The organism is Actinoallomurus liliacearum, from assembly GCF_039542035.1.
GTDB classification, from domain to species: domain Bacteria; phylum Actinomycetota; class Actinomycetes; order Streptosporangiales; family Streptosporangiaceae; genus Actinoallomurus; species Actinoallomurus liliacearum.
On the sequence record NZ_BAABHJ010000005.1, the window covers coordinates 930432 to 953909 of the forward strand.

At 73.1% G+C, this 23478-nt stretch carries 18 protein-coding genes; 8 read left to right on the top strand and 10 right to left on the bottom strand.

Features of this window, described 5'->3' with window-relative positions; genetic code table 11:
* Positions 1-82: 82 nt before the first annotated feature.
* Genes ABD978_RS12350 through ABD978_RS12360 form a run of 3 tightly spaced genes read right to left on the bottom strand, consistent with a single transcriptional unit; the run spans position 83 to position 3043 of the window.
* The gene (locus ABD978_RS12350; protein ID WP_345353172.1) at positions 83-1744 is read right to left on the bottom strand and encodes a phospho-sugar mutase; all 1662 of its coding nucleotides are present in this window, start codon (positions 1742-1744) and stop codon (positions 83-85) included.
* A gap of 12 nt (positions 1745-1756) precedes the next feature.
* Entirely contained in the window at positions 1757-2557 is an 801-nt protein-coding gene (locus ABD978_RS12355) for a purine-nucleoside phosphorylase (protein WP_345353174.1), read from the bottom strand.
* 33 nt (positions 2558-2590) lie between these two features.
* A complete protein-coding gene (locus ABD978_RS12360; RefSeq protein ID WP_345353176.1) occupies positions 2591-3043 on the bottom strand; it encodes a gamma-glutamylcyclotransferase family protein in 453 nt (150 codons plus the stop codon).
* Between the two features lie 70 nt (positions 3044-3113).
* Between ABD978_RS12360 and ABD978_RS12365 the strand changes: the two genes are divergently transcribed.
* Positions 3114-4499, top strand: a complete 1386-nt coding sequence (locus ABD978_RS12365; RefSeq protein WP_345353178.1) for an NAD(P)H-quinone dehydrogenase — start codon at positions 3114-3116, stop codon at positions 4497-4499.
* Positions 4500-4563: 64 nt separating this feature from the next.
* Here the strand turns inward: ABD978_RS12365 and ABD978_RS12370 are convergent, their stop codons facing one another.
* The 6 genes from ABD978_RS12370 to ABD978_RS12395 all read right to left on the bottom strand — a co-directional run bounded on the left by ABD978_RS12370 (position 4564) and on the right by ABD978_RS12395 (position 11250).
* Positions 4564-5322, bottom strand: coding sequence for a GntR family transcriptional regulator (locus ABD978_RS12370; protein ID WP_345353180.1), 759 nt, complete (start codon positions 5320-5322; stop codon positions 4564-4566).
* A gap of 35 nt (positions 5323-5357) precedes the next feature.
* Positions 5358-6161 carry a tryptophan synthase subunit alpha gene (trpA, locus tag ABD978_RS12375; RefSeq protein ID WP_345353182.1) on the bottom strand — a complete coding sequence of 268 codons (804 nt, stop codon included), beginning with the start codon at positions 6159-6161 and terminating at the stop codon, positions 5358-5360.
* Positions 6158-7375 (bottom strand): tryptophan synthase subunit beta, encoded by a 1218-nt coding sequence (trpB, locus tag ABD978_RS12380; protein ID WP_425550697.1) that lies wholly within the window; start codon positions 7373-7375, stop codon positions 6158-6160. Before trpB ends, trpA begins: the two co-directional genes overlap by 4 nt.
* 225 nt (positions 7376-7600) lie before the next feature.
* Entirely contained in the window at positions 7601-7942 is a 342-nt protein-coding gene (locus tag ABD978_RS12385) for a DUF5313 family protein (protein ID WP_345353689.1), read from the bottom strand.
* Between the two features lie 12 nt (positions 7943-7954).
* Positions 7955-9295 carry a hypothetical protein gene (locus ABD978_RS12390; protein WP_345353184.1) on the bottom strand — a complete coding sequence of 447 codons (1341 nt, stop codon included), beginning with the start codon at positions 9293-9295 and terminating at the stop codon, positions 7955-7957.
* A 191-nt stretch (positions 9296-9486) separates the two neighbouring features.
* A complete protein-coding gene (locus tag ABD978_RS12395) occupies positions 9487-11250 on the bottom strand; it encodes an acetyl/propionyl/methylcrotonyl-CoA carboxylase subunit alpha (RefSeq protein WP_345353690.1) in 1764 nt (587 codons plus the stop codon).
* Positions 11251-11670: 420 nt separating this feature from the next.
* Here ABD978_RS12395 and ABD978_RS12400 point away from each other — a divergent pair, with 420 nt between their 5' ends.
* A complete protein-coding gene (locus ABD978_RS12400) occupies positions 11671-12912 on the top strand; it encodes an MFS transporter (RefSeq protein WP_345353186.1) in 1242 nt (413 codons plus the stop codon).
* Positions 12913-13372: 460 nt separating this feature from the next.
* Positions 13373-13642, top strand: a complete 270-nt coding sequence (locus tag ABD978_RS12405) for a WXG100 family type VII secretion target (protein WP_345353188.1) — start codon at positions 13373-13375, stop codon at positions 13640-13642.
* 32 nt (positions 13643-13674) lie between these two features.
* On the opposite strand, the gene ABD978_RS12410 is transcribed toward ABD978_RS12405, so the two are convergent.
* Entirely contained in the window at positions 13675-18087 is a 4413-nt protein-coding gene (locus ABD978_RS12410) for an FtsK/SpoIIIE domain-containing protein (RefSeq protein ID WP_345353190.1), read from the bottom strand.
* A gap of 294 nt (positions 18088-18381) precedes the next feature.
* Between ABD978_RS12410 and ABD978_RS12415 the strand changes: the two genes are divergently transcribed.
* Genes ABD978_RS12415 through ABD978_RS12435 form a run of 5 tightly spaced genes read left to right on the top strand, consistent with a single transcriptional unit; the run spans position 18382 to position 23434 of the window.
* Entirely contained in the window at positions 18382-19257 is an 876-nt protein-coding gene (locus tag ABD978_RS12415; protein WP_345353192.1) for a hypothetical protein, read from the top strand.
* Complete coding sequence (locus ABD978_RS12420) at positions 19257-20279, top strand: hypothetical protein (RefSeq protein ID WP_345353194.1); 1023 nt, start codon at positions 19257-19259, stop codon at positions 20277-20279. Before ABD978_RS12415 ends, ABD978_RS12420 begins: the two co-directional genes overlap by 1 nt.
* Positions 20260-21561, top strand: a complete 1302-nt coding sequence (locus ABD978_RS12425; RefSeq protein WP_345353196.1) for a TadA family conjugal transfer-associated ATPase — start codon at positions 20260-20262, stop codon at positions 21559-21561. Before ABD978_RS12420 ends, ABD978_RS12425 begins: the two co-directional genes overlap by 20 nt.
* Complete coding sequence (locus tag ABD978_RS12430; RefSeq protein ID WP_345353198.1) at positions 21558-22523, top strand: type II secretion system F family protein; 966 nt, start codon at positions 21558-21560, stop codon at positions 22521-22523. Before ABD978_RS12425 ends, ABD978_RS12430 begins: the two co-directional genes overlap by 4 nt.
* Complete coding sequence (locus tag ABD978_RS12435; protein WP_345353200.1) at positions 22520-23434, top strand: type II secretion system F family protein; 915 nt, start codon at positions 22520-22522, stop codon at positions 23432-23434. Before ABD978_RS12430 ends, ABD978_RS12435 begins: the two co-directional genes overlap by 4 nt.
* Positions 23435-23478 lie beyond the last annotated feature (44 nt).

A 23478-nucleotide genomic window follows, 5' to 3' on the forward strand; every position in this document is an offset into this window, starting at 1 on the left:
TCGGCCGAAAGTCGACTCCGCCGTGACCTCGGTCGAGGCCGCGGATCCGTACGGCCACGCCGGGCGGGTTCGTCCACGAGCGTCAGAGCCCGAGGACTCCGGCGAGGTCGTCGCGGAGCGCGGCGAGCGCGGCGTCGGCGGTCGTACGGGCCTCGGCGACGGAACCGGTCACCGGCTCGACGACCTCGAGGTAGCACTTGAGCTTCGGCTCGGTGCCGGACGGACGGACGACGACACGGCCGCCCTCCGACAGCCGGAAGCGCAGGCCGTTCGTCGGCGGGAGGCCGCCCAGCCCGGCGGACAGGTCGTCGACGTCCGTCACCGTACGGCCGCCGAGCCGGTCCGGCGGTGTGGCGCGCAGCCGGTCCATCGCGTCCGTGATCAGCGACAGGTCGGCCACGCGTACCGACAGCTGCGCGGTCGCGTGCAGGCCGTAGCGGCGCGCCTGGTCGTCGAGGAGGTCGAGGAGCGTACGGCCCTCGGCCTTCGCCTCGGCGGCGAGCGCGGCGACGGCCAGCGCGGCGCCGATGCCGTCCTTGTCGCGTACGGGGACGCCGTCGTCACCGCCGACGCAGTAGCCCAGGGCCTCCTCGTAGCCGTACACGAGCCGGTCGTGGACGGTGCCCGCCTTCATGATCCACTTGAAGCCGGTCAGTGACTCGGCGTACCGCACGCCGTGCGCGGCCGCGATCTTGCCGAGCAGCGACGAGGACACGATCGTCGTGACGACGAGCCGGTCGGCGCCGCTCGTGTGCCGCAGGACGTGCTCGGCCAGCAGCCCGCCGACCTCGTCCCCGGTCAGCATCCGCCCGCCCACGGCCACCGCGCAGCGGTCGGCGTCCGGGTCGTTCGCGATGACCAGGTCGTGGCCCTTGCCCAGGTCGAGGGCCAGGTCCATCGCGCCCGGCTCCTCGGGGTTGGGGAAGGCGACGGTCGGGAAGTCCGGGTCGGGCCGGGACTGCTCGGCGACGACGTCCGGCGGCACGAACCCGTTCCACGCGAACGCGCGGGCCAGCACCTCCCCGCCCACCCCGTGCAGCGGCGTGTAGGCGGCCGAGACGTCCCGCGCGGTGCCGAGCGGGAGCCGCGACAGCGCGTGCAGGTAGGCCTCGACGATGCCGTCGTCGAGGGCGTTCCACTCCACGCCGCGCGGCAGCTCGTCGATCCGCCCGACCGCGTCGATCGACCGGGAGATCTCCGCGTCCAGCGGCGGGATGATCTGGGCGCCGTCGCCCCAGTACACCTTGTAGCCGTTGTCGCGCGGCGGGTTGTGGCTGGCGGTCACCATGACGCCCGCGTCCGCGCCGAGGAAGCGGACGGCGTACGCGAGGACCGGCGTCGGCAGCGGCCGCGGCATCAGGTGCACCGTGACGCCCGCCCCGGCGAGCACCGCGGCGGAGTCCTCGGCGAAGACGTCGGACTTGTGCCGCGCGTCGTAGCCGATCACCACGGAGGCCCCGTTGCCGGGCCGCTCGAAGCGTTCGGCCGCGTCCTCGGAGGTGAGCACGGCGGCGAGGCCGGCGGCGGCCCGCATGACCGTCACCCGGTTCATGCGGTTCGGGCCGGCCCCGAGCTCGCCGCGCAGGCCCGCCGTGCCGAACTCCAGCTTCGCCCCGAACCGCTCGGCCAGCGCCGCCTCGTCGCCCAGCAGGGCCCGCAGTTCCTCGCGGGTCTCGGGGTCGGGGTCCTGGTCCAGCCACTCCTCGGCCTGCCGCCGGTAACCGTCGCTCACGTGTCCGTCCATTCCGATGAAGGCTCAGAGGGCCCGCAGGGCCTTGCCGAGGAGTCCGCCCATCCGCTCGGCGGCGGCCCGCCCGGCGGCCAGCACCTCCTGATGGTCCAGCGGCTCGCCGGTCAGGCCGGCGGCGATGTTCGTCACCAGGGAGATGCCCAGCACGTCCGCGCCGCCCTCACGCGCCGCGATCGTCTCCAGGACGGTGGACATGCCGACCAGGTCCGCGCCCATCGTGCGGAGCATGCGGATCTCCGCCGGCGTCTCGTACGACGGGCCGGGCAGCGCGGCGTAGACGCCCTCGGCGAGCGTCGGGTCGATCTCCTTGACGAGCGACCGCAGGGCGGGGGAGTACGCCTCGGTCATGTCGATGAAGGTCGGACCGGAGATCGGGTTCTGGCCGGTGAGGTTCAGGTGGTCGCTGATCAGGACCGGGTCGCCGACCTTCTGCCACTCCGGGCGGGTGCCGCCCGCGGCGTTGGTGAGCACGACCGTCTTGACCCCGGCGGCCAGCGCCGTGCGGATGCCGTGCACGACCGGCCGCACGCCCCGCCCCTCGTACAGGTGGGTGCGGCCGAGGAAGACCAGCGCCCGCCGCGTGCCCACCTCGATGACGCGGATCGTGCCCGCGTGGCCCGGCACGCCCGGCTCGGCGAAGCCGGGAAGCTCGGTGACGGGGAACTCGTCGGCGGGCGCGCCCAGCGTGTTCGCCGCCGGAACCCAGCCGGACCCCATCACGAGGGCGACGTCGAAGGAGTCGGCGGTCAGGCGTCGCTTCAGCGCGTCGGCCGCCGATCGGGCCAGTTCGTAGGCGTCATTGCTCACAAGCGGACAGACTACCCACGCCGAACGCGCTGCTCAGTCGCCGAGCGACTTGCACGGCCGGGTGCGCAGATCCTTGACGTAGTCGTCGGGCGCCCCGGCCCTCTCCGCGGCGTCCGCGAGGATGCCGAGATACCGCGCCGACGGGAGCCCGCCCTCGTAGGCGTCGAGCACGTAGAGCCACGCGAGGACGTCGCCGTCGAGGGTGGCGATCCGCACCCGGATCTTCCGGTAGACGCCGAGGGCCGCCCCCTCCCACTCGTCCAGGGCCTGCTCGTCGAACTCGGGGACGTCGTAGAGCACGACGAAGACGTGCTCGTCGGCGTCCTCGACCACCGTGGCGAGGGCGCCTTCGAAGCCGACGTTCTCACCGCCGAAGGTCAGCCGCCAGCCCTGGAGCCAGCCGGTCGTGCGCAGGGGCGAGTGCGGAGCGCGCTGCGCCATCTGTGCGGGATCCATGTTGGAGGCGTACGCCGCGTACAAGGCCACGGTCGCCCAGCGTACGGCCTTAACGGACGCGACGGCGCGTCAACCCCGGGAGTGCGGGAGAATGACCGATATGACACGCGTAGCCATCATCGGAGGCGGCCCCGGCGGCTACGAATCCGCCCTGGTCGCCGCACAGCTCGGCGCCGACGTCACGCTCGTGGAACGCGACGGGCCCGGTGGGGCCTGTGTCCTCACCGACTGCGTTCCGTCCAAGACACTGATCGCGACGTCCACCCGCATGGCCGTCCTGTCGGAGTCGGCGTCCCTCGGCGTCCGGTTCTCCGGCGGCCCGGACGGCGAGGTCGGCGGGCCGGAGGTCGATCTTCCGCTGGTCAACAAGCGGGTCAAGGAGCTGGCCTGGGCCCAGTCCGCCGACATCGAGGACCGCGTCGCGGACGAGGGCGTCCGGATCATCCGCGGCGAGGGACGGCTCGTCGACCCGCAGATCGTGGCCGTCGGCGACGAGCGGATCCACGCGGACGTCGTACTGATCGCCACCGGCGCGACGCCACGGGTGCTGCCCGGCGCGGAGCCCGACGGCGAGCGCATCCTCAACTGGCGTCAGCTGTACGAACTGCCCGAGCTGCCCGAGGACCTCATCGTCGTGGGCTCCGGCGTCACCGGCGCCGAGTTCGCCGGCGCGTACCTCGCGCTCGGCTCGCGCGTCACCCTCGTCTCCTCCCGCGACCACGTGCTGCCGAACGAGGACGAGGACGCCGCGCGGGTCCTCGAGGAGGTCTTCCAGCGGCGTGGCATGAACCTCCTGGCCCGCTCCCGGGCCGCCGGGGTGAAGCGCACCGGCGACGGCGTCGAGGTGACGCTCACCGACGGCCGTACGGTCACCGGCTCGCACTGCCTCATGACGGTCGGCATGGTGCCCAACACGCACGGGATGGGCCTGGAGGAGGCCGGCGTACGGCTCGACGAGCGCGGGTTCGTGCAGGTCGACAAGGTCTCCCGCACGTCGGCGCCGCACGTGTACGCCGCCGGGGACTGCACCGGCGTGCTGATGCTCGCCTCGGTCGCCGCCATGCAGGGCCGGATCGCGATGTGGCACGCCCTCGGCGAGGCCGTGCAGCCGCTCAAGCTCGGCTGGGTCGCGGCCAACATCTTCACCGACCCGGAGGTCGCCACGGTCGGCGTGTCCCAGGCGCAGATCGACTCCGGCGAGGTCCCGGCCCGGATCGTGAAGCTGCCCCTCGCCACCAACCCGCGCGCGAAGATGCAGGGCTTCCTGGACGGCTTCGTGAAGATCTTCTGCCGGCCGGCCACCGGCATCGTGCTCGGCGGCGTGATCGTCGCGCCCCGCGCCGGCGAGTTGATCCTCGGCCTGTCCGTCGCGGTGCAGCAGCACCTGACCGTCGACCAGGTCGCCCACACGTTCGCGGTGTACCCGTCCGTGTCCGGCAGCATCACCGAGGCCGCCCGCCGCCTGATGCAGGAGTCGGCCTACTGATCCGCGCCAACCGGCCCGTGGCGGCGGGACCCGGCCCAACCGGCCCGTGGCGGCAACAGCGGGCCTAACGGCCGGTGGCGCCCCACGTGAGGGACAGGCCGGTCGCGGCGCGGTCGGTGCTGATCTCCATCATGCTCCCGAGGATGGTGGCGTGGTCGTCGACGACGGCGGCGCCGTCGAGCGTGTAGGTGATCCGCTCACTCGTGAACACCGGGCTGCCCGCCGGCTCCTCCAGGTGCTCCGCGAGGGCGGCGTCCAGCAGCCCGGGACGGATCGTCTCGGCGGCGCGGGCCACCGCGACCCCGGCGTCGGCGAGCGCGCCGTACAGCGAGACGCCGGTGAAGTCACGGTCGCGAACCCGCTCGGCGTACGGCTGCCGGACCCAGGACACCTGATGGATCGCGGGGCGCCCCGCGAACTCGCGTAGCCGCTCCAGCCGCAGCGCCGTCTCGCCGGGCCGGGCGCGCAGCCGCGCGGCGACGCCGGCCGGAACCTTGCGCACGGACCGCCCGAGCACCACCGTGCGCACCTCGTGTCCCTGCTCCCGCAGATCGTCGGCGAGGCTCCGGAGCGACCCGAGCTGGTACGCCAGGTGCGGCGGCGCGACGTACGTGCCGCGCCCGTGCCGCTGCACGATCAGCCCCTCGTCGCTGAGCCGCCGCAGCGCCTGCCGGAGCGTCATCAGGGTCACCCCGTACGAGGCGCTCAGCTCGCGCTGTGGAGGGAGCGCCTCACCCGGGGCGTAGTGACCCGCGCGGATCTTCGCGGCGAGATCGGCGGCGATGGTGCGGTACCTCGCCTCGTGGCCGGTGTCCCGGGCCATCGGCCTCCCTCTTCTCCGCGCGGCTCGCCGTGCGCTCAGGTCTTCTCGTCGAGTGCTCGGCGAATCTTAACCAGGAAGGCTCCGACGTCGTCCGGTCTGGACCCGTCCAGCACCTGCCGCATCAGCGCCGCGCCGATGACGACGCCGTCCGCGCCACGGGCGGCCGCCACCGCCTGCTCCGGGGTCGAGATGCCGAACCCGAGGAGCACGGGACGGTCGGTGCCGCGCTTGATCCGCTCGGCCGTCGTGTTCGCCGACGCGGCGAGCGTGGCCCGCTCACCGGTCGTCCCCATCAGCGAGACGGCGTAGACGAACCCGCGGCTGCGCCGGCCGATCTCCGCCAGCCGCGGTCCCGGCGTGGCGGGGGAGGCGAGCAGCGCCAGGTCGACGCCCGCGGCGGCCGCGACGTCCGTCAGCTCCCCGGCCTCGTCCACCGGCAGGTCCGGGACGATCAGCCCGGTGACCCCCGATTCCCGCAGCGCCGCGCAGAACGCCTCCGCCCCGTCCCGCAGGACCAGGTTGTAGTACGTGCTGGCGACCAGCGGCACGGCCGGTTCGCCCAGCGCGGCGAGGTCGGCGAGGATCCGGCGCGCCGACGCGCCCCGCGCCAGTGCCGCGCCCGAGGCCTCCTGGATCGTGGCGCCGTCGAGGGTCGGATCGCTGAACGGCAGCCCGACCTCGATCGCGTCGGCGCCCGCCTCGGCGAACGCCCGAAGGTACGCCGCCCAGTCCGGGGTGATCCCGCCGGTGAGGTAGGGCATCAGCAGCGTACGGCCCGCGTCGCGGCGCGCCCGCAGGTGCCGCTCCAGCGACCCGAGCGTCATCGTTCCGCCGTTCACGCGACGACCTCCATCAACGTCGAGATGTCCTTGTCGCCCCGCCCCGACAGGGTGAGCATCACGGTCGCGCCGGGCGGCAGCTCACCGTCGCCCGCCGCCCGGATCACCCACGCGACAGCGTGCGCCGACTCCAGCGCGGGCACGATCCCCTCGGTCCGGGCGAGGCGTACCGCCGCGTCGACGACCTCCTCGTCGGTGACCGTGACGTACCGGGCCCGGCCCAGGTCGCGCAGGTGGGCGTGCTCGGGGCCGACCCCCGGGTAGTCCAGGCCGGCCGCGATCGAGTGGGCCTCGGTGATCTGACCGTCGTCGTCCTGCAGGAACCGCGAGCGGAAGCCGTGCAACACGCCGTCCCGGCCGAGGGTCGCTCCGGCGCCGCCCTCGGCCTCGACGCCGACGAGCCGCGCGGGACCGTCGGCGAACCCGGCGAACGTGCCCGCCGCGTTCGACCCTCCCCCCACACAGGCCACGACGCAGTCCGGCGCGCCGGCGGACAGCTCGGCGGCGCACTGGCCACGCGCCTCCTCACCGATCACCCGCTGGAACTCCCGGACCATCCACGGGTACGGGTGCGGCCCGACGACGGAACCCATGCAGTAGTGGGAGTCCTCCAGCGCGCCCACCCAGTGGCGCATCGCCTCGCTCGTCGCGTCCTTGAGCGTGCGGCTGCCCGTCGTCACCGGGACCACCTCGGCGCCGAGCAGGCGCATCCGGAAGACGTTCAGCGCCTGGCGCTCGATGTCGCGCTCGCCCATGAAGACCGTGGCCCGCAGGCCCAGCAGCGCCGCGGCGGTCGCGGTCGCCACCCCGTGCTGCCCGGCGCCCGTCTCGGCGATCAACCGGGTCCGGCCCATCCGGACGGCCAGCAGCGCCTGCCCCAGAACGTTGTTGATCTTGTGGGAGCCCGTGTGGGCCAGGTCCTCCCGCTTGAGCAGGACCTCCACCCCCAGCTCGGCGGACAGGCGCCGCGCCCGGGTCAGCGGCGTCGGACGGCCGACGTGCTCGGCCAGCAGCGCCGCGAGGGCGGCGCGGAACGCCGGATCGGACCAGGCCGCCCGGAAGGCGTCCTCCACCTCGCCGCACGCCGCCACCAGCGACTCCGGCACGTACCGGCCCCCGTGGCCGCCGAACCTGCCGCGTGCCCCGGGATCCCCCATCGCCGTGGCCCGGGGGACCGCCCTCCGCGCCGCGCGCGGCCGTACGTCCGTCACCATCTCGCCTCCCTCAGGTTATATAACTCATAGATGAGTTCTATAACTCTTTCAGTGTGACACAGGAGAGAGAGAACGCACCAGCACGTTCGTCCGGGCGACGCGTTCGCCGGGAACCCGGGCATGCGAAAGGCCCGGCCGGGAACCGGCCGGGCCAGGGGAAAAAGTTGTCCACAGACTGTGGACGGTCACTGTGGACGAGCCCTGTGGATTACGCGGAACGCCAGGTCAGTACCGGGGAGGACCGGGTCGCGGCTCGTCGGGTACGGGGAGGCCGTGCTGCCGCAGCCGGGCCCGGCGGATGTCCCCGGCGCTGATCACGACCACGAACGCGCTGCTCAGCAGCGCCAGCGCCACGACGGCCACCCGGATGCCCGCCTCGGCGGGGAGCAGCGCCAGCCCCACGCACACCGGCACCATGAGAACGAGGTGGCGGGCCATCATGCGGCCACGCCACCCCGCGTCCATCAGATCGTGCCGTACCCAGCTGAGGTTCTCCGGCGGAAGCCGGAACCCCATGATGTAGCGGGCCCGCCGGAGCGGGCCCGGGTCACCGGGTAGCCGGGTCAGCGGAGACCTCCATCACCAGTCGCCGCCGCCCCCGAAGTCGCCGCCGCCACCGTCGAAGCCTCCGAAGTCGCCGCCGCCGATGTCGAAGCCACCGCCGCCGCCGTCTCCACCGCCGAAGCCCCAGTCACCGCCGTTGTCGTTGCCGGCGTCGTACCCGGCCGCGTAACCCGCGTCGTACCCGCCGCCGTGGCCGCCCCAGCCCCCGCTGAAGATCGAGCCGAGCGCGGTGCCGATCAGCAGGCCGCCGAGCATGTCCCCGCCGCCGAAGCCGGAGTAGTAGCCACCGGCGTACGGCGCGTACGCCGGTCCGGCGTCCCAGTACGGCCGCCGCTGACCGCCGATCGTGACCAGGCGGGCGTCCGGGTCCATGCCCGACAGCACCCGCTGCGCGTCGGCCGCGCAGGCCGGCACCGACCGCGGCGCGCCGCCCCCGGGCGCCCACATGACGTCCTGCACGGACGGACCGTGCTGCGGGTTGAAGAAGCACGGCGCCCGCCGCTCGGGAACCGGCCGGCCGTCGAGACGGGCCCGCACCGCCGTCATGTAGTACCGGCCGTCCTCCAGCGCCTCGGTGACCTTGCGCATGTCCTCCGGACGGTGCGCCGCGTCGACCGCCGCCTTGGCGCGGTCGTAGGAGTCCATCGCCCGCTGGTAGTCGTCCCGGGCCGCCGGGTCGAGGCCCGAGTCCATGACGTTGAGGTTCAGCCCGGTGATGTCCTCACCGAGTCGCGTCACGTCCTCGTACACGCTCTCCTTGAGCTCGGCCAGCTGCCTGGCCTCCCGCTCCTTCCGCCGCTTGCGGGCGAAGAAGATCAGGCCCACGACGCCCACGACGATGAGGACCAGGACGCCCAGCACCACGAACCCGGCCGTGGCCGAGCCGGACTTCTTGTCGGAGACGGCCTTGTCGAAGCGCTTGTTCAGGTTGAGGAGCAGGTCCTTGAGGTTGGACGAGTCGCCCCGCGCCTGGGTCACCAGCTGCCTGACCTTGCCGCTGCCCAGCCCCTCGTGGGAGCCCGCGAGGATGCGCTCACCCTTGCCGTCGAGCAGGATCAGCGTGCCCTTCCCGCCCAGCGCGGAGTCGAGCTGGCGCAGGCCCGCGCTGGTGACGCGGTTCTCCTTCACCACGGCCATCCGGACGGTCGAATCGTCGTCCTTCAGCGCGTTGATCACGGTCTGCCGGTCGGAGCCGGACATCGACGCACCAGAGTCCTGGGACACGTAGAGCCGCTGGCTCTTCAGTCCCTGGACCACGCTCTGGAACGGGTCGGCGCTCGCCGGAGCGGCGAACGCGAACAGCAGTGCGACGACGGCGGCCACGGCGGCGAAAATCGTCGAACGGCGAATCTTCATGACGCCTCAGGTGATCAGTGTGGTTGCTTTGACTAGCTTCGACGAACCAGCGGGCGGGATGGTTCCGTACACGCGAGGTATCCCCACGCTGAACCAGGCCATCCCTGAGTCGAGGGTAACCGATGGCGAACCCCGCGCTACCCTCCGCTCGTACGCCGCCCCACCGTGAAGCGCGTCTCTCCGTCGCCGGCTCAGGAGTCCTTGATCTCGCAGATCACGGCGCCGTTCGAGACCGTCTGACCGACCTGCGCGGCCAGGCCCGTCACCGTGCCCGCCTTGTGCGCCGTCAGCGGCTGCTCCATCTTCATGGCCTCGAGCACCACGATGGTCGCCCCGGCCTCGACCGCCGTACCGTCCTCGACGAGGATCTTCACGATCGTGCCCTGCATCGGGCTGACCAGCGCGTCCCCGCCCACGGCCGCCGCCCCGGCCTTCTTACCGCCCTTGCGCCGGGCGGGCGCCGCACGACCGCCTCCCGGGTTCGGGTCGCCCGCGGCGGACCCCCCCAGTCCCGCGGGGAGCACCACCTCGAGGCGCTTGCCGCCGACCTCGACGGTCACCCGCTCCCGCTCCGCCGGCTCGGTCGCCTCGACCGCCGCGTCGTACGGCGCGATCGTGTTGTCGAACTCGGTCTCGATCCAGCGTGTGTGGACCCGGAACGGCTCGTCGACGAACGCCGGGTCCTCGATCACCGTCCGGTGGAACGGGAGGACCGTCGGCATGCCCTCGATCTCGAACTCGGCGAGCGCGCGCCGGGCCCGCTGCAGCGCCTCCGTTCGGTTCGCACCGGTGACGATCAGCTTCGCGATCATCGAGTCGTACATCTGCGGGACCGTCATGCCCTGCTCGAAGCCCGAGTCCAGGCGCACGCCCGGACCGCTCGGCGGGCTCCACCGGGTGATCGTGCCCGGAGAAGGCAGGAAGTTGCGCCCGGCGTCCTCCGCGTTGACGCGGAACTCGATCGAGTGGCCGCGCAGCACCGGGTCGTCGTACCCGAGCTCCTCGCCCTCCGCCACGCGGAACTGCTCGCGTACCAGGTCGACGCCCGCGACCTCCTCGGTCACCGGGTGCTCGACCTGGAGCCGGGTGTTCACCTCGAGGAACGAGATCGTGCCGTCCTGGCCCACAAGGAACTCGCACGTGCCGGCGCCGACGTATCCGGCCTCGCGCAGGATCGCCTTGGAGCTGGAGTAGAGCGTGGCGAGCTGATCCTCGCTGAGGAACGGCGCCGGCGCCTCCTCCACGAGCTTCTGGTGCCGCCGCTGCAGCGAGCAGTCACGCGTCGAGACGACCACCACGTTGCCGTGCTGGTCGGCGAGGCACTGCGTCTCCACATGGCGCGGCTTGTCGAGGTACCGCTCGACGAAGCACTCCCCGCGCCCGAACGCGCCCACCGCCTCGCGGACGGCCGACTCGTACAGCTCGGGGATCTCCTCCATCGTGCGCGCGACCTTCAGCCCGCGCCCGCCACCGCCGAACGCCGCCTTGATCGCGATGGGCAGCCCGTGCTCGCGGGCGAACTCCACCACCTCGTCGGCGTTCTCGACCGGGTCCTTGGTGCCCGCCACCAGCGGAGCGCCGACCTTCTGCGCGATGTGCCGCGCCTGCACCTTGTCGCCCAGCGCCATGATCGCGCTCGGCGGCGGCCCGATCCAGGTCAGCCCGGCATCGATCACCGCCTCGGCGAACTGCGCGTTCTCGGAGAGGAAGCCGTAGCCGGGATGCACGGCGTCGGCGCCGCTCTCCTTGGCGATCCGCAGCAGCTTGTCGATGTCGAGGTAGCTCTCGGCGGCCGTCTGCCCGCCCAGCGCGTACGCCTCGTCCGCCACTCGCGCGTGCAGCCCGTCCAGGTCGGGTTCCGAGTAAACGGCCACACTGCCGATCCCCGCGTCCCTGCACGCCCGCGCGACACGGACGGCGATCTCACCCCGGTTGGCGATCAGGACCTTGCGCACGTACGACTCCTCGCTCTCGCTGATCGAAGAGAGTCTAGGCAACCCCGCTTCCATCATCCGCAAGGGCCGCCGGGTTGCCGCGATCTCCAATGTAACCGAGCACTTGCTACGCCGTTGCCGACCCCCTCCCCTCAGCGGCCTCGCCGGCCGTGCGGACCGCCCGGCCCGGAGCCGCCGCCCGGCCCCCGGGGCGGTCGCTCAACGTCGCGGTGGGCGGGCAAAAAGCTCGGATAATCATCTGAGCTGCGGTGCATTCGTGCGCTTTCATCCCGCTTGCCGCGAGGACCCACGCCCGTTCACCGAGACTTCCGCTCACTCGTTCTCGCTCCGACCGGCGGGTGCGCCCGGCCGGTCGAAGATGGTCGTCATGATCGATCCGGGGCGAGCGCCGCGCGGCGAGACGGCGGAGAGATGAACCCGATGTCTGGGAAGGCCCTCGCCGTCCTCAGGGAACGGGACTTCCGGCGGTTCTTCATCGGGCAGTCGGCGTCGCTGCTCGGCGACGGCATGGTGGGGGTCGCCCTGGCGTTCGCGGTCCTGGACCTCACCGGGTCACCGGCCGACCTCGGGTACGTCCTGGCGGCCCGGACGATCCCCATGATCGCGGGTCTGCCGGCCGGCGGGGTGCTCGCCGACCGGCTGCCCCGGCGCTGGATCATGGTGGCCGCCGACCTGGCGCGCTTCGTCGGCCAGGGAACGATGGCCGCACTCCTGGTCGGCGGGCACGCGGCGATCTGGGAGCTCGCGGCCTGCCAAGCCGTGCACGGTATGTCGGCCGCCCTGTTCAGTCCCGCCTCGACGGGCCTCGTCCCCGCGATCGTCCCTGGCGAACACCTTCAGCAGGCGAACGCGCTGCGGGGCCTGGCGCTCTCGATCGGCAGGATCGGCGGTCCCGTCCTGTCCGGTCTCCTGGTCGCGACGGTCGGCCCCGGATGGGCGATCGCCGCCGACGCGGCCACCTTCGCGATCAGCGCGATCATGCTCGCCCGGCTACGCCTGCCCGCGCACCGGCCCGCACCGGCACAGTCCTTCGTGCGCGACCTGCGGGAGGGCTGGACGGAGTTCAGCTCCAGGACCTGGGTGTGGACGCTCGTCGCGGCGGCGTCGCTGACCAACCTGCTGTTCGCGGCCTTCTACGTCCTCGGCCCGGCGGCCACCGCACTGGCGTCCGGCGGCCCGGCCACCTGGGCCGCCATCCAGGCCGTACTCGGTGTCGGGGCACTCATCGGCGGCCTCATCGCGTTGCGCCTGCACCCGCGCCGTCCCCTGCGGACCGGCGTGTCGGCCCTCGCCCTCTCGTCCCTGTCCACCCTGGGACTGGCCGCGCACCTGCCCGTCGTCCCGATGGCGGGCCTGGCCCTGCTCGGCGGCATCGGGATGACGCTCTTCAACACCTTCATGGAGACCTCCATCCAGCACCACGTCCCCGCCAAGGCCCTCTCCCGGGTCAGCGCCTACGACTGGTTCGGGTCCTACGCCTGTCAGCCCATCGGCCAGGCCACGGCCGGTCCCCTCGGTGCCGGACTCGGCATCCACCCGGCCCTCTGGCTCGCCGGCACCCTCCAGTTCCTCGTGGCACTCGCCACCCTGGCCGTTCCCGCGATCCGCCGGCTCCCGGCCGGAGCCGGGAACATGCCCACGCCCGCGCACTCGGAGGCCTGAGTACGGGACGCCGCTACGTCGCCTTGTGTAAAACGCTCGACGACCTTCCCGAGGCCGCAGGAATTTCACCCGGTTTCTTCCGATTGCGGCAACCCCGCTTCCGGTCATCCCCGAGACTTCCGCAGTTTGTTCATCATCCGTGCCGTCTTTCGATCTTGCGCAGGTCGGTGGCCGGAAGCGGACAAGAGAAAGGCTTCCGCCGGCGCTCGCGTCAATGCTTAATTGGCACGGCAAAAGACAAAAAGTCGTTCGGCTAATGCTCCACGGTCGGAGGGGTTCAGGCCGTGCCGGCCCTGCGGCCGCGGCCTGGAGCGACCGCAGGTCCCGTGTGCACAAGCGCCGTCAGAGCCCTGCGACCTGCCCGTCCACGTCATCGAACGGCATCAGCTCCATCGCCGTCCGCAACGGACGGCAGCGGACCGGCCGAGCGACCCGGATCCATGGCGAAAGGAGAGGTCCGATGGGTGGCATCTACGGTGGTGATCCCGAGGCCATGAAGAGGCTCGCCGGCCTCTTCCAGAAACACGGCCAAGAGCTCGACCAGATCATCCGGGACCTTAACTCGAACACTGAAAGCAGTCAGAGCATCTGGCAGGGGCCCGGGGCCAATCGGTTCCGCGAGGCCTGGGCGCAGGCGAAGCCGTCGTTCGACAAGATGGTCGTCGCCTTCCAGGAGGCCCACCGGGACATCAGCAGCAGAGCCGAGGGTTTCCGCAACGTCGGGAAGTAGCCCGCGGGGCGAGAGTTCGGTCATGGCCGGCCTCAGGTCCGTCGCGTGGCCACGGCCGCCTGGATCGGCATGGCCTGGCCGGGGTGGACGTGCAGGCCGCGGCCGGTGGGGCCGTCCAGGGAGATCTGGCGGGGGAGCCGGAGGTTGAAGACGTCGCCGTCATCCGGTGACGCCACCGCGAGGAGGACGCCCGTTCGGGAGCGGCGCGTCTCGGAGATGAAGCCGCTGTAGCCGCGCGCCAGGTCCTGTGTCGTTCCGGCGATGATCAGGGCCTGTTCGGCGTCGCGGGCCGCGCGCAGTGCGCGGACCAGGACGTCGTCGAACGGGGTGTTGTCGAGCAGCTCGGCGTCGTCGACCACCACGACGTACCGGCTCCGGCCCTCCACGACCTCCTCGAACCGGTACGCGTCCTCCGGCCCCTCCAGGACGGCGAGCACGCCCGGCTCGCCGCGCAGGTCCCGCAGCGGCGACCGGCGCGGGCAGACGAGGACGACCGGCACGGTGCCCTCGCCGATCCGCGGGTCGAGCAGCGAGCTCACCATCGTCATCAGGACCGTTGAGCGCCCGGAGCGGGGCGGGCCCGCGACGGTGAAGCCGGGGCCCTCGGCGAGGAGGTCGACGCCGATCGGGCCGAGTTCGTCGCCGCCCGCGCCGACGAGCGCCCACAGCGGGGACGGCGCGGCGAAGTCGGGGTCGAGGGCCAGGGCCTCGCGGTAGGTCACGTGCACCGGCAGCTCGTCGACGTGCAGTGGCCGTTGGGCGGGGCTCGGCCGGTCGTACGTCCGCTCGGCCTCGCGCGCCAGCCGCTGGAGGGCGGCGACCTGGGCGGTGCCGGCGGCGACCTCGGTCAGGAGGGCGATGTGGGACTCGCGCAGGGTGCCGCCGTCCGGGCCGACCGCCTCGAGCACCCGGCCTGGCGGCATGTCCGAGGGGACGTGGCGTTCGTTGATGCCGGCGTAGGTGTAGTCGTTCGGGTCGGCCATGCGGAGGATGAGCCGGCCGTCGAAGACCGTGGAGACCTGGCCGGTGAGGCCGGAGCGGTCGCCGGTGAAGACGGCGCGCAGGCCGACGGCGGCGCCCTCGCGCAGGAGGCGCAGGAGGGAGTCGACGAGGCGGCCGTAGTCGTAGTTCTCGAACGCGGCGACGTAGCCCTCCCAGCGGTCGAGCACCAGGAGCATCCAGGGCAGGCGTTCGGCGGGCGCCGCGGCGGTGCGCTGCTCGGCGAGGGAGGAGAAGCCGGTGGCGGCGAGGATCTGCTGGCGGCGGCCGACCTCGGCGTGCAGGCGGGCGAGGAGGCGTTCGAGGCGTTCGGTCTGGTCGCGGGTGACGACGGCGCCGCAGTGCGGGAGGGCGACGAGGGGGAGGAGGGCGTTCCCGCCGCAGTCGATGCCGTAGAGGTGGACGTCGGCGGGGCCGCAGGTGGCGGCGAGGGAGCCGGCGAGGGTGCGCAGGACCGTGGACCGGCCCGAGCGTGCCGAGCCCGCGACGTACAGGTGGCCGCCCTGTAGGAGGTCGAGGGCGAGGACGGAGCGGGACTGGGCGGAGGGCAGGTCGGTCAGGCCGAACGCGAGCGGCGGGACGTCGTCGTGGTCGGTGAACACGGCGGGCAGGTCGTCGAGCGTCAGGCGGGCCGGCAGCGGCTCGAGCCATGGGGGCGGCTGATCGTCGAGGCCGGCGCGGTCGGCGGCCTCGCGGATCGCGGCGACGAGCGCCTTCAGGTCGGTGACGGTGGCCGCCTCGTCGTCGGGCGCGTCGGTCACGGCGAGGGGGCGGCCGAGGCCCTGCCAGGGGAGGGGGAGGACCTGGGCGGGCATGCCGGTGAGGGCGCCGGGGCGGCGTCCGCCGATCCGGGCCGACTGCACGGCGTGCGGGGCTGCGGCGCCGGAGCGTACGTAGCAGCGGCCGGGCGTGGACTTGGTGATCCGGGCGGCGGACGGGTCGTCGATGACGTCGGTGGACTCCTCGGCGGCGGTGACGCGCAGCGCGATCCGCAGGTTGGTGTTGGCGCGGATGTCGGCGGTGACGACGCCGGCGGGGCGCTGGGTGGCGAGGAGCAGGTGGACGCCGAGGGACCGGCCGCGGCGGCCGATGTCGACGAGGCCCTCGACGAAGTCGGGCAGCTCGGTGGCGAGCGTGGCGAACTCGTCGATGACGAGGACGAGGCGCGGCACCCGGACGGCGGCGCGGGGGTCGCCGTCGTCGTACAGCTCGCAGTAGTCCTCGATGTCCTTGGCGCCGGCGTGCAGCAGGATCTCCTCGCGGCGCCGCAGCTCGGCGCCGAGGGACTCGAGCGCGCGTTCGGTGAGGTGGCCGTCGAGGTCGGTGACGACTCCGGCGACGTGCGGCAGTGCCGCGCAGTCCTTGAACGCCGCGCCGCCCTTGTAGTCGATGAGCACGAACGTCATCTCGTCGGGCCGGTTCGCCACGGCGAGCGACGCGATCAGGGTCTGCAGGAGCTCGGACTTGCCGGCGCCGGTCGTGCCGGCGATCAGTCCGTGCGGTCCGTCGACGCGCAGGTCGACGGTGAACACGCCGTCGGCCGACACGCCGATCGGGACGGCGGTGGTACGGCCGCCGGCCGCCCAGATCGCCTGGACGTGGGCGGCGGTGGGGTTCGGCATGCCGAGGATCTCGAGGAGCCGGGACTCGCGCGGGACGGCGGACTCGGCGTCGTCGCGGGACACGTCCCGTACGGGGGCGAGGGCGCGGGCCATGCGGTCGCACCAGCCGGTGGAGACCTGGTCGGCCAGGATCGGGCCGACGGAGTCGAGGCCGTGGCCGCGCAGCCGTACGTGTGTCGGCCGGTCCCAGTCCCAGACCGCGACGGCGGTGCACTCCTCGGGCAGGAGGCGCTCGTCGTCGTCGACGCAGATCGCGTGCAGGCCGTACGTCGGGCCGCTGGACAGGACCTGCGGCATGCCCGGCATCCGGCGGAGCCGCCGCGCGCCGTCCATGACGAGCAGGATGTTGTACGGGCCGGAGCCCTGGGCGGCGCCGCCGAAGAGCCCGCCGGCGGACCGGTCGGCGGCCCGGCGTCGCTCGGTGACGCGGATCGCGAGTTCGGTGATGCGGTGCGCGACCGACTCGGGGTCCGCGCCGATGAGGGCGACGCACTCCTCGCCTTCGCGGGGGGCGGAGTGCGGCAGCCAGCGGACCCAGTTCCAGTGCTCGGCGCCGTCGGGGTCGGCGCAGAGCACGACGATCGCGAGGTCGCGGGGGCTGTGCAGGGCGGCGGCCTGGGCGACGAGCCATCGGGCGAGCGCCCGGGAGCGGTCGCGCGGCCCGGCGAGCCCGATGACGCCGAGGTCGGCGAGCGGCAGCGTCACGGGGACGGCGCGGGCGACGGGATGTTCGGGCATGACGGGGTCGGCGTCGCCGCCGCGACCGGGGACGAGCTCGATGTCCGCGGGCCGGTCGGCGAGGCCGACGCGGAGGTGCAGGGTGTCGGCGTCGGAGCGGCGGCGTTCCCAGAGCCGCCGCCGGGGGCCGGTGGCGGTGAGCAGCACCTCGGCGGGGTCGGGCGCGAGGGCGCGGCGGTCCTGCTCGTCGGTGCGGCGCAGGTGCTCCAGCGCGGCGTCGAACTCCTCCTCGGCGCGCCGGTAGTCCTTCATCGCCTTCTTGTAGGACTTGCGGCCGTACATCCGGTCGCCGATCCACTCGCCGACCTGGACGACGGGGTACGCGAACGCCATCAGCGCCCAGTACCACTGGCGCGTGACGACGGCCATGACGATGCCGGTGGCGGCGAACAGCAGCGAGCCGAGCAGCCGGAGCCGTTCGCGCTGCGTCTTGGGCGGCTGCTGCGGGACCTCGAGCGTGGAGCGCCGCTCGGGCGGCAGCAGGCGGGGCGGCCGGTTGTAGGCGAGCCCGCCGTCGTCCAGCGGTGCGAGGTGGGCGTCCGGAGCGGTGGCCGGGACGTGGGTCAGCACGGACGATCCGACGGTCAGCACCCCGCCGGGCGGCCACGTGGCGGTGCCGTCGAACGCGGTCCCGTCGAGGAGGGCGTCGCCGACGGCGGCGACGGCGACGGTCACGGTGACGCGGTGCGACTCGACCGTGATGGTGAGGGCGTGCGGCGGCACGGACGGGTCGTCGAGCCGTACGTCCACGTCAGGGCCGTTGCCGAAGGTCGTCTCGCCGATGCCGAGGCGGTGCACCGCGCCCGCGGCGGGGCCGCCGGTGACGCGGATCTCCGCGCTTCCGGTGGGCTCGGCCAGGACGGTCGCGACGGCGCCGGCCGGGTCGAGGGCCACGAGGGCGCCGTCGCGCAGGACCCGTGCGGCGGGCACCGCCGGGTCGAGCATGCGCCCGCCCGCCCAGAGCGGAGGCGCGGGTTCGGCCACCCAGCGTGCGCTTGGTAGGTGTACGACTTCCGCGAGGGCCTCTTTGACCGGCTCGGTGTTGAGCGCCGTAATTAGTGATCTCGCAACGGTTTCTACCGTCATATCGGAATCACCGTTGACCACGACGTCACGGGGACCTTGATCGGTCATCACCGTGAGCGAGATTCGCATTACCCCTCCGGATTCGCCGTCTGCCGGACCAGGATAGAGAGGGTGCCGGGGTCTCTCCAGCCGGTCCGGCGGAGTGCAGTCTTGATCACTTAACTAGTGGCCGACATCCGGGGCGAAACAAACTGTGGAGGCCGCATTGACGCGGAGCGGTAAGGACGGAACGATGGTTCGCCGCGTCCCGTCAACGCCGACAGTCCGCAATCCCCCGAATTGGCGGAGTATCCAGTGACGACGAGCAGTGATCGAAAGAGCGTCGCCGACACCTCCGGGCGGCCGTCGCTCGCAGTGGCGGCCGGCCACCGGATTCCCGTGCCGCCCCGCGAGCGCAAGCCGGCGATGGCGGCGCTCGCCGTTCTGCTCATCGTCGGAGGTGCGCTGGTCAGCGCCTATCTGGTGATGGCCAGCGGGCAGCGCGTCCCGGTCATCCGGATCTCCAAGCCGGTCGCCGCGGGGCAGCGGATCCCGGCGTCCGCGCTGGAGGAGGTCCAGGTCTCGTCGACCGGCGGCCTGGACTACATTCCGTGGCGGGACCGCGTGAAGGTCACGCAGACGTACGCGACCGTCACCCTGGTCAGTGGATCGCTCCTGACGAACGGGATGATCAGCACGGCCGCCTCGGCGGCCAAGGGCACCGTCGTCGTCGGGCTCGCGCTCAAGCCCGGTCAACTCCCGGCGGGCGGCCTGCACCCGGGCGACCGCGTCGCGGTGTACGCCGTGGCGGTGCAGGGCCAGACCGGCATCGCGGCCGGGGCGGTGCTCGCTCCCGCCGCGATGGTCTACGACGTCGCCGAGCCCGGTCAGAACGACGTCCAGAGCGACCAGGTCCAGGTGTCGGTGACCGTGCCCACCGACGAGGCGCCGCTCGTCACCCAGGCGGCGTCGGCGGGCGCGGTCGCGGTGGCCGTCCTCGCCCCCGGCGAGCAGGCGTCCGGGAAGCGGGCGCGCGCCGCCACCGCGCCGAGCGCCGTACCCCCGACGCCGCAGCAGTCCACGACCGACCAGGAGCCGACCGGCCGGCCGACCGACCGGCAGCCGGCCCCGGGCCGTACGGCACACCGGTCGACCGCGGCCACGCCCGGCGGCCCGACGGGCAGGCCCTGATGGGGCTCATCGTCCTCGCGGCCGACAAGGGAGCGCCGGGCGTCACCACCGCCGCCATCGCCATCGCGGCGGTGTGGCCGCGCCCGGTGCTGCTGGCCGAGTGCGACCAGGCGGGCGGCGACCTGGTGTACCGCCTGCCCGCCGAGGACGGCGGCATGCTGAACCCCGCGCGCGGCATGCTGAGCCTGGCCGCCACCGCGCGGCGCGGGCTGCGCGCGGACCAGGTCTGGGAGCACACGCAGCGGCTCGTCGGCGGCCTGGACGTGCTCGTCGGCCTCACCAACGCCGAACAGGCCCAGGGGCTGACCTGGCTGTGGAGCCCGCTCGGCCGCGCGTTCGCCAACCTCACCGCCCCGGACCCGTACGCCGACGGCGCCGCGCGCGCCGGGAACGACGCCATGCCGGACGCCGGGCACGCCGGGAACGGCGCGACGCCGAGCGACGGGAGCGTCACCCTGCCGGACGGCGGGCACGCCGGGAACGGCGCGACGCCGAGCGGCGGGTTCCCCGTCCAGGGCGGCGCGCCCGTGAGCGGAGCGGGCGGTCCCGCGAGCCAGATCCCCGTCGACGTGGTGGCGGACTGCGGCCGGCTGGGCGCCGGATCGGCCTTCACCGACCTGCTGCGCGAGGCGTCCACGATCGTCCTGTTCACCCGCGCCACCCTCGAACACGTCGCTCACCTGCGCGAACGCATTAACTCGCTCGCCTCCGAACTCGGCGGTCACGCCGCGCCGCCGATCGGTGTCGTGGTCGTGGCCGATCCCCGCGAATACCGCGGCTCCATCACCGAGGTGGGCCGCATCATTTCCAATGCCAAATTGCCCGCGAGTGTTCTGGGGGGTTTCGCGCTGGATCCCAAGGGTGCTGAAATGCTGAGGGGACGTTGGGGCGGGAGGCTTGACAGATCGCTGCTGATTCGTTCGGCCCGGCAGATCGCGGGCGGGCTCGCCGCGCGGGCCGCGGGCGGCCCGGACACGGGCCGCGAGGCGCAGGGAGCGGCTAGTGGATCACAGTCTCGTTAAGCGACTCCGGCAGGAGGTCGGCGGCCGGCTCGCCGACCAGCGGCGGCTCGACGCCGCGAACGGCCTCGCGCCGATGGTCTCCGAGGACGAGCGGCAGTTCGCCCGCGCCCTGATCGGGCAGGTCCTCGAGGAGTACGCCCGAGCGGAGATCGCGGCGGGCCGGCGCCCGCCGAACGCCGAAGAGGAGGAGCAGCTCGCGGCCGGCGTGCACGCCGCGCTGTTCGGCGTCGGACGGCTCCAGCCCCTGCTCGAGGACCCCGAGATCGAGAACATCGACATCAACGGCTGCGACCGGGTGTTCGTCGGGTACGCCGACGGCCGCGAGGTCATGGGCGAGCCGGTCGCCGAGTCCGACGAGGAGCTCGTCGAGCTCATCCAGATCCTGGCGGCCTACAGCGGGCTGTCCAGCCGGCCCTTCGACTCCGCCAACCCCCAGCTCGACCTGCGGCTGCCCGACGGGTCCCGGCTGTCCGCCGTCATGGACGTCACCGTACGGCCCGCGCTGTCGATCCGCCGGGCCCGGCTCGGCAAGGTGTTCCTGTCCGACCTCGCCGGCAACGGCACGCTGAGCACCGAGCTCGGCCTGTTCCTGCGGGCCGCCGTCGCCGCCCGCAAGAACATCATGATCGCCGGGGCGACGAACGCCGGAAAGACGACGCTGCTGCGGGCCATCGCCAACGAGATCCCGACCGCCGAGCGGCTCATCACCGTCGAGCGCGCGCTCGAGCTCGGGCTCGACCAGTTCCCCGAGCTGCACCCGAACGTCGTCGCGCTGGAGGAGCGGCTGCCGAACTCCGAGGGCCAGGGCACGATCACGATGGCCGGGCTCGTCCGCCGGTCGCTGCGCATGAACCCCTCCCGCGTCATCGTCGGCGAGGTCCTCGGCGACGAGATCGTCACGATGCTCAACGCGATGACGCAGGGCAACGACGGCTCCCTGTCCACGATCCACGCGAACTCCTCGTGGGAGGTCTTCAACCGCATCGCGACGTACGCCCTGCAGTCCGACGAACGACTGCCGATCGAGGCGACGCACATGCTCATCGCAGGTGCCATCGACTTCGTCATCTTCATCGAGAAGCGCAACGACTACGCCCAGGGCGGCCGGCTGCGGCGCTTCGTCTCCAGCGTTCGCGAGGTGACCGGCTGCGACGGCCGGGTGCTGTCCAGCGAGATCTTCGAGCCCGGCCCGGACGGCTCCGCCGTGCCCGCCGCGCCGATCGCCTGTGCCCAGGAACTCGTGCCGTTCGGCTACGACCCGGCCGCCGGGGTCCCCTGGTGACGGGCGGTCTCACCGACCTGGCCGCGCTGCCCGCCATCGTGGCGGGCGCGATGGTCGGCGGCGGCGTGCTCCTGCTCATCGTCGCCGTGCGCGGCGTACGGCCCCGGCCCGGCCGGCCGACCGGGCGCAGCCGCGAGGACCTCATCCGCACGCTGAGCACGCGTACGGCGATGGCCGCCATCGCCGGCGTTCTCACTCTGATCGTCACGCGGTGGCCGGTCGCCGCCATCGGCACCGGTCTGCTCGTCCTCGGCTGGAACACCATCGGCGGCGGAGCCGCCGAGGAACGCCGCGCGATGGCCCGGCTGGAGGCGCTCGCCGCGTGGACCGAGTCGCTGCGCGACACGATCGCCGGCGCGGTCGGCCTCGAACAGGCCATTCCCTCCTCGCTGCGGGCCGTGGCCCCGGTGCTGGAGCCGCACGTACGGGCCCTGGTCGACCGGCTGCACACGCGGGTGCCGCTCGCCGACGCCCTCCGCAGGTTCGGCGACGAACTGAACGACCCGTCCGCCGACCTCGTGGTCGCCGCGCTCATCCTGAACGCGCGGCTGCGCGGCCCCGGCCTGCGCGACATGCTCGGCGCGCTGTCCACCTCCGCCCGCGCCGAGCTCGACATGCGGCGCCGCGTCGAGGCCAACCGGCGCACCACGCGCCGCAGCGTGCAGATCGTCGTCGGGGTCTCGGTCGGCACGGCACTGCTGCTCGCCGTCTTCAACCGGTCCTACGTGAAGATGTACGACTCGTTCGTCGGCCAGCTCGTCCTCGCCGTGGTCGTCGGGCTGTTCGCCCTCGGGTTCGTCTGGCTGCGCCGGCTCGCCAAGTACGAGATGCCGCAGCGCTTCCTCGGCGGGGCCGACACCGACCGGCCCGGAGTCCCCGCCGAGGTGCCCGAGACGGTCGCGCGCTGGCAGGGCCGGACCGGCACCGGCCCGAACCCCACGGTCAAGGGAGGCACCCGATGACGACCGCACTGCTGGCCGGGGCGGTCCTCGGACTCGGCGGCTACCTGCTGTTCCGCGCGCTGTTCCCGCCCCGGCCGGGGCTGGCCGCGCGCCTCGCGGCCTTCGACACGGCGCGCCGGCGCGGCGAGACCGGGCCGGAACGCCGCCCCTCCGGCGACTCGGGCCGGTTCCCCGGGCTGCGCGCCCAGGCCGGCCGCTCGCTGGCCGCCTTCTACGAGGCGCGGGGATGGCAGCAGCGCTCGGTACGCGCGGACCTGGCCCTGTTGGACCGGTCCTTCGAGGGGTTCCTCGCGACGAAGTTCCTGCTGTCGGCGGCGGCGATCGTGTTCATCCCCGTCCTCGTCGGCTACTTCGCGATCCTGGGCCTCGGCGTCGCGGTGGCGGTCCCGGTCTGGGTCGGCCTGTTCTTCGCGGTCATCTTCTTCCTGCTGCCGGACCTGCAGCTGCGCCAGGAGGCGGGGGCGCGGCGGCGCGACTTCCGGCACGCGGTCAGCGCGTTCCTCGACCTCGTCGCGATGAACCTCGCGGGCGGGCGCGGCGTTCCCGAGGCGCTCATGACCGCCGCGCGCGTCGGTGACGGCTGGGCCATGCGCCGCATCCGCGACGCCCTGTCCAACGCCCGCATCACCGGCATCACTCCCTGGCAGGCGCTCGGCCGGCTGGGCGAGGAGGTCAGCGTCGACGAGCTGCGCGACCTGTCCGCCGCCCTCGCGCTGGTCGCCGACGACGGGGCCAAGGTGCGCCAGTCGCTCGCCGCCCGCGCGGCCAGCATGCGCAGCCGCGAGCTGTCCGACGTCGAAGGCCGCGCCGGCGAACGCTCCCAGTCCATGCTCGTCGCGCAGCTCCTGCTGTGCGCGGGCTTCTTGATCTTCCTGGCCTATCCGGCGGTGATGCGGGTGATGGCCGCGTGACGTCGATCTCCACCAGTCCCCGCTTCGCGCAAGGAGTGCCATGA

Bases quoted from the DNA above. Each gene is read 5' to 3' on its own strand.
- ABD978_RS12370 (WP_345353180.1), bottom strand. From the start codon at position 5,322: ATGGCCCGGGACACCGGCCACGAGGCGAGGTACCGCACCATCGCCGCC.
- ABD978_RS12400 (WP_345353186.1), top strand. From the start codon at position 11,671: ATGTCTGGGAAGGCCCTCGCCGTCCTCAGGGAACGGGACTTCCGGCGG.
- ABD978_RS12410 (WP_345353190.1), bottom strand. From the start codon at position 18,087: ATGACGGTAGAAACCGTTGCGAGATCACTAATTACGGCGCTCAACACC.
- ABD978_RS12350 (WP_345353172.1), bottom strand. From the start codon at position 1,744: ATGGACGGACACGTGAGCGACGGTTACCGGCGGCAGGCCGAGGAGTGG.
- ABD978_RS12365 (WP_345353178.1), top strand. From the start codon at position 3,114: ATGACACGCGTAGCCATCATCGGAGGCGGCCCCGGCGGCTACGAATCC.
- ABD978_RS12420 (WP_345353194.1), top strand. From the start codon at position 19,257: ATGGGGCTCATCGTCCTCGCGGCCGACAAGGGAGCGCCGGGCGTCACC.
- ABD978_RS12405 (WP_345353188.1), top strand. From the start codon at position 13,373: ATGGGTGGCATCTACGGTGGTGATCCCGAGGCCATGAAGAGGCTCGCC.
- ABD978_RS12435 (WP_345353200.1), top strand. From the start codon at position 22,520: ATGACGACCGCACTGCTGGCCGGGGCGGTCCTCGGACTCGGCGGCTAC.
- ABD978_RS12390 (WP_345353184.1), bottom strand. From the start codon at position 9,295: ATGAAGATTCGCCGTTCGACGATTTTCGCCGCCGTGGCCGCCGTCGTC.
- trpB (WP_425550697.1), bottom strand. From the start codon at position 7,375: ATGGTGACGGACGTACGGCCGCGCGCGGCGCGGAGGGCGGTCCCCCGG.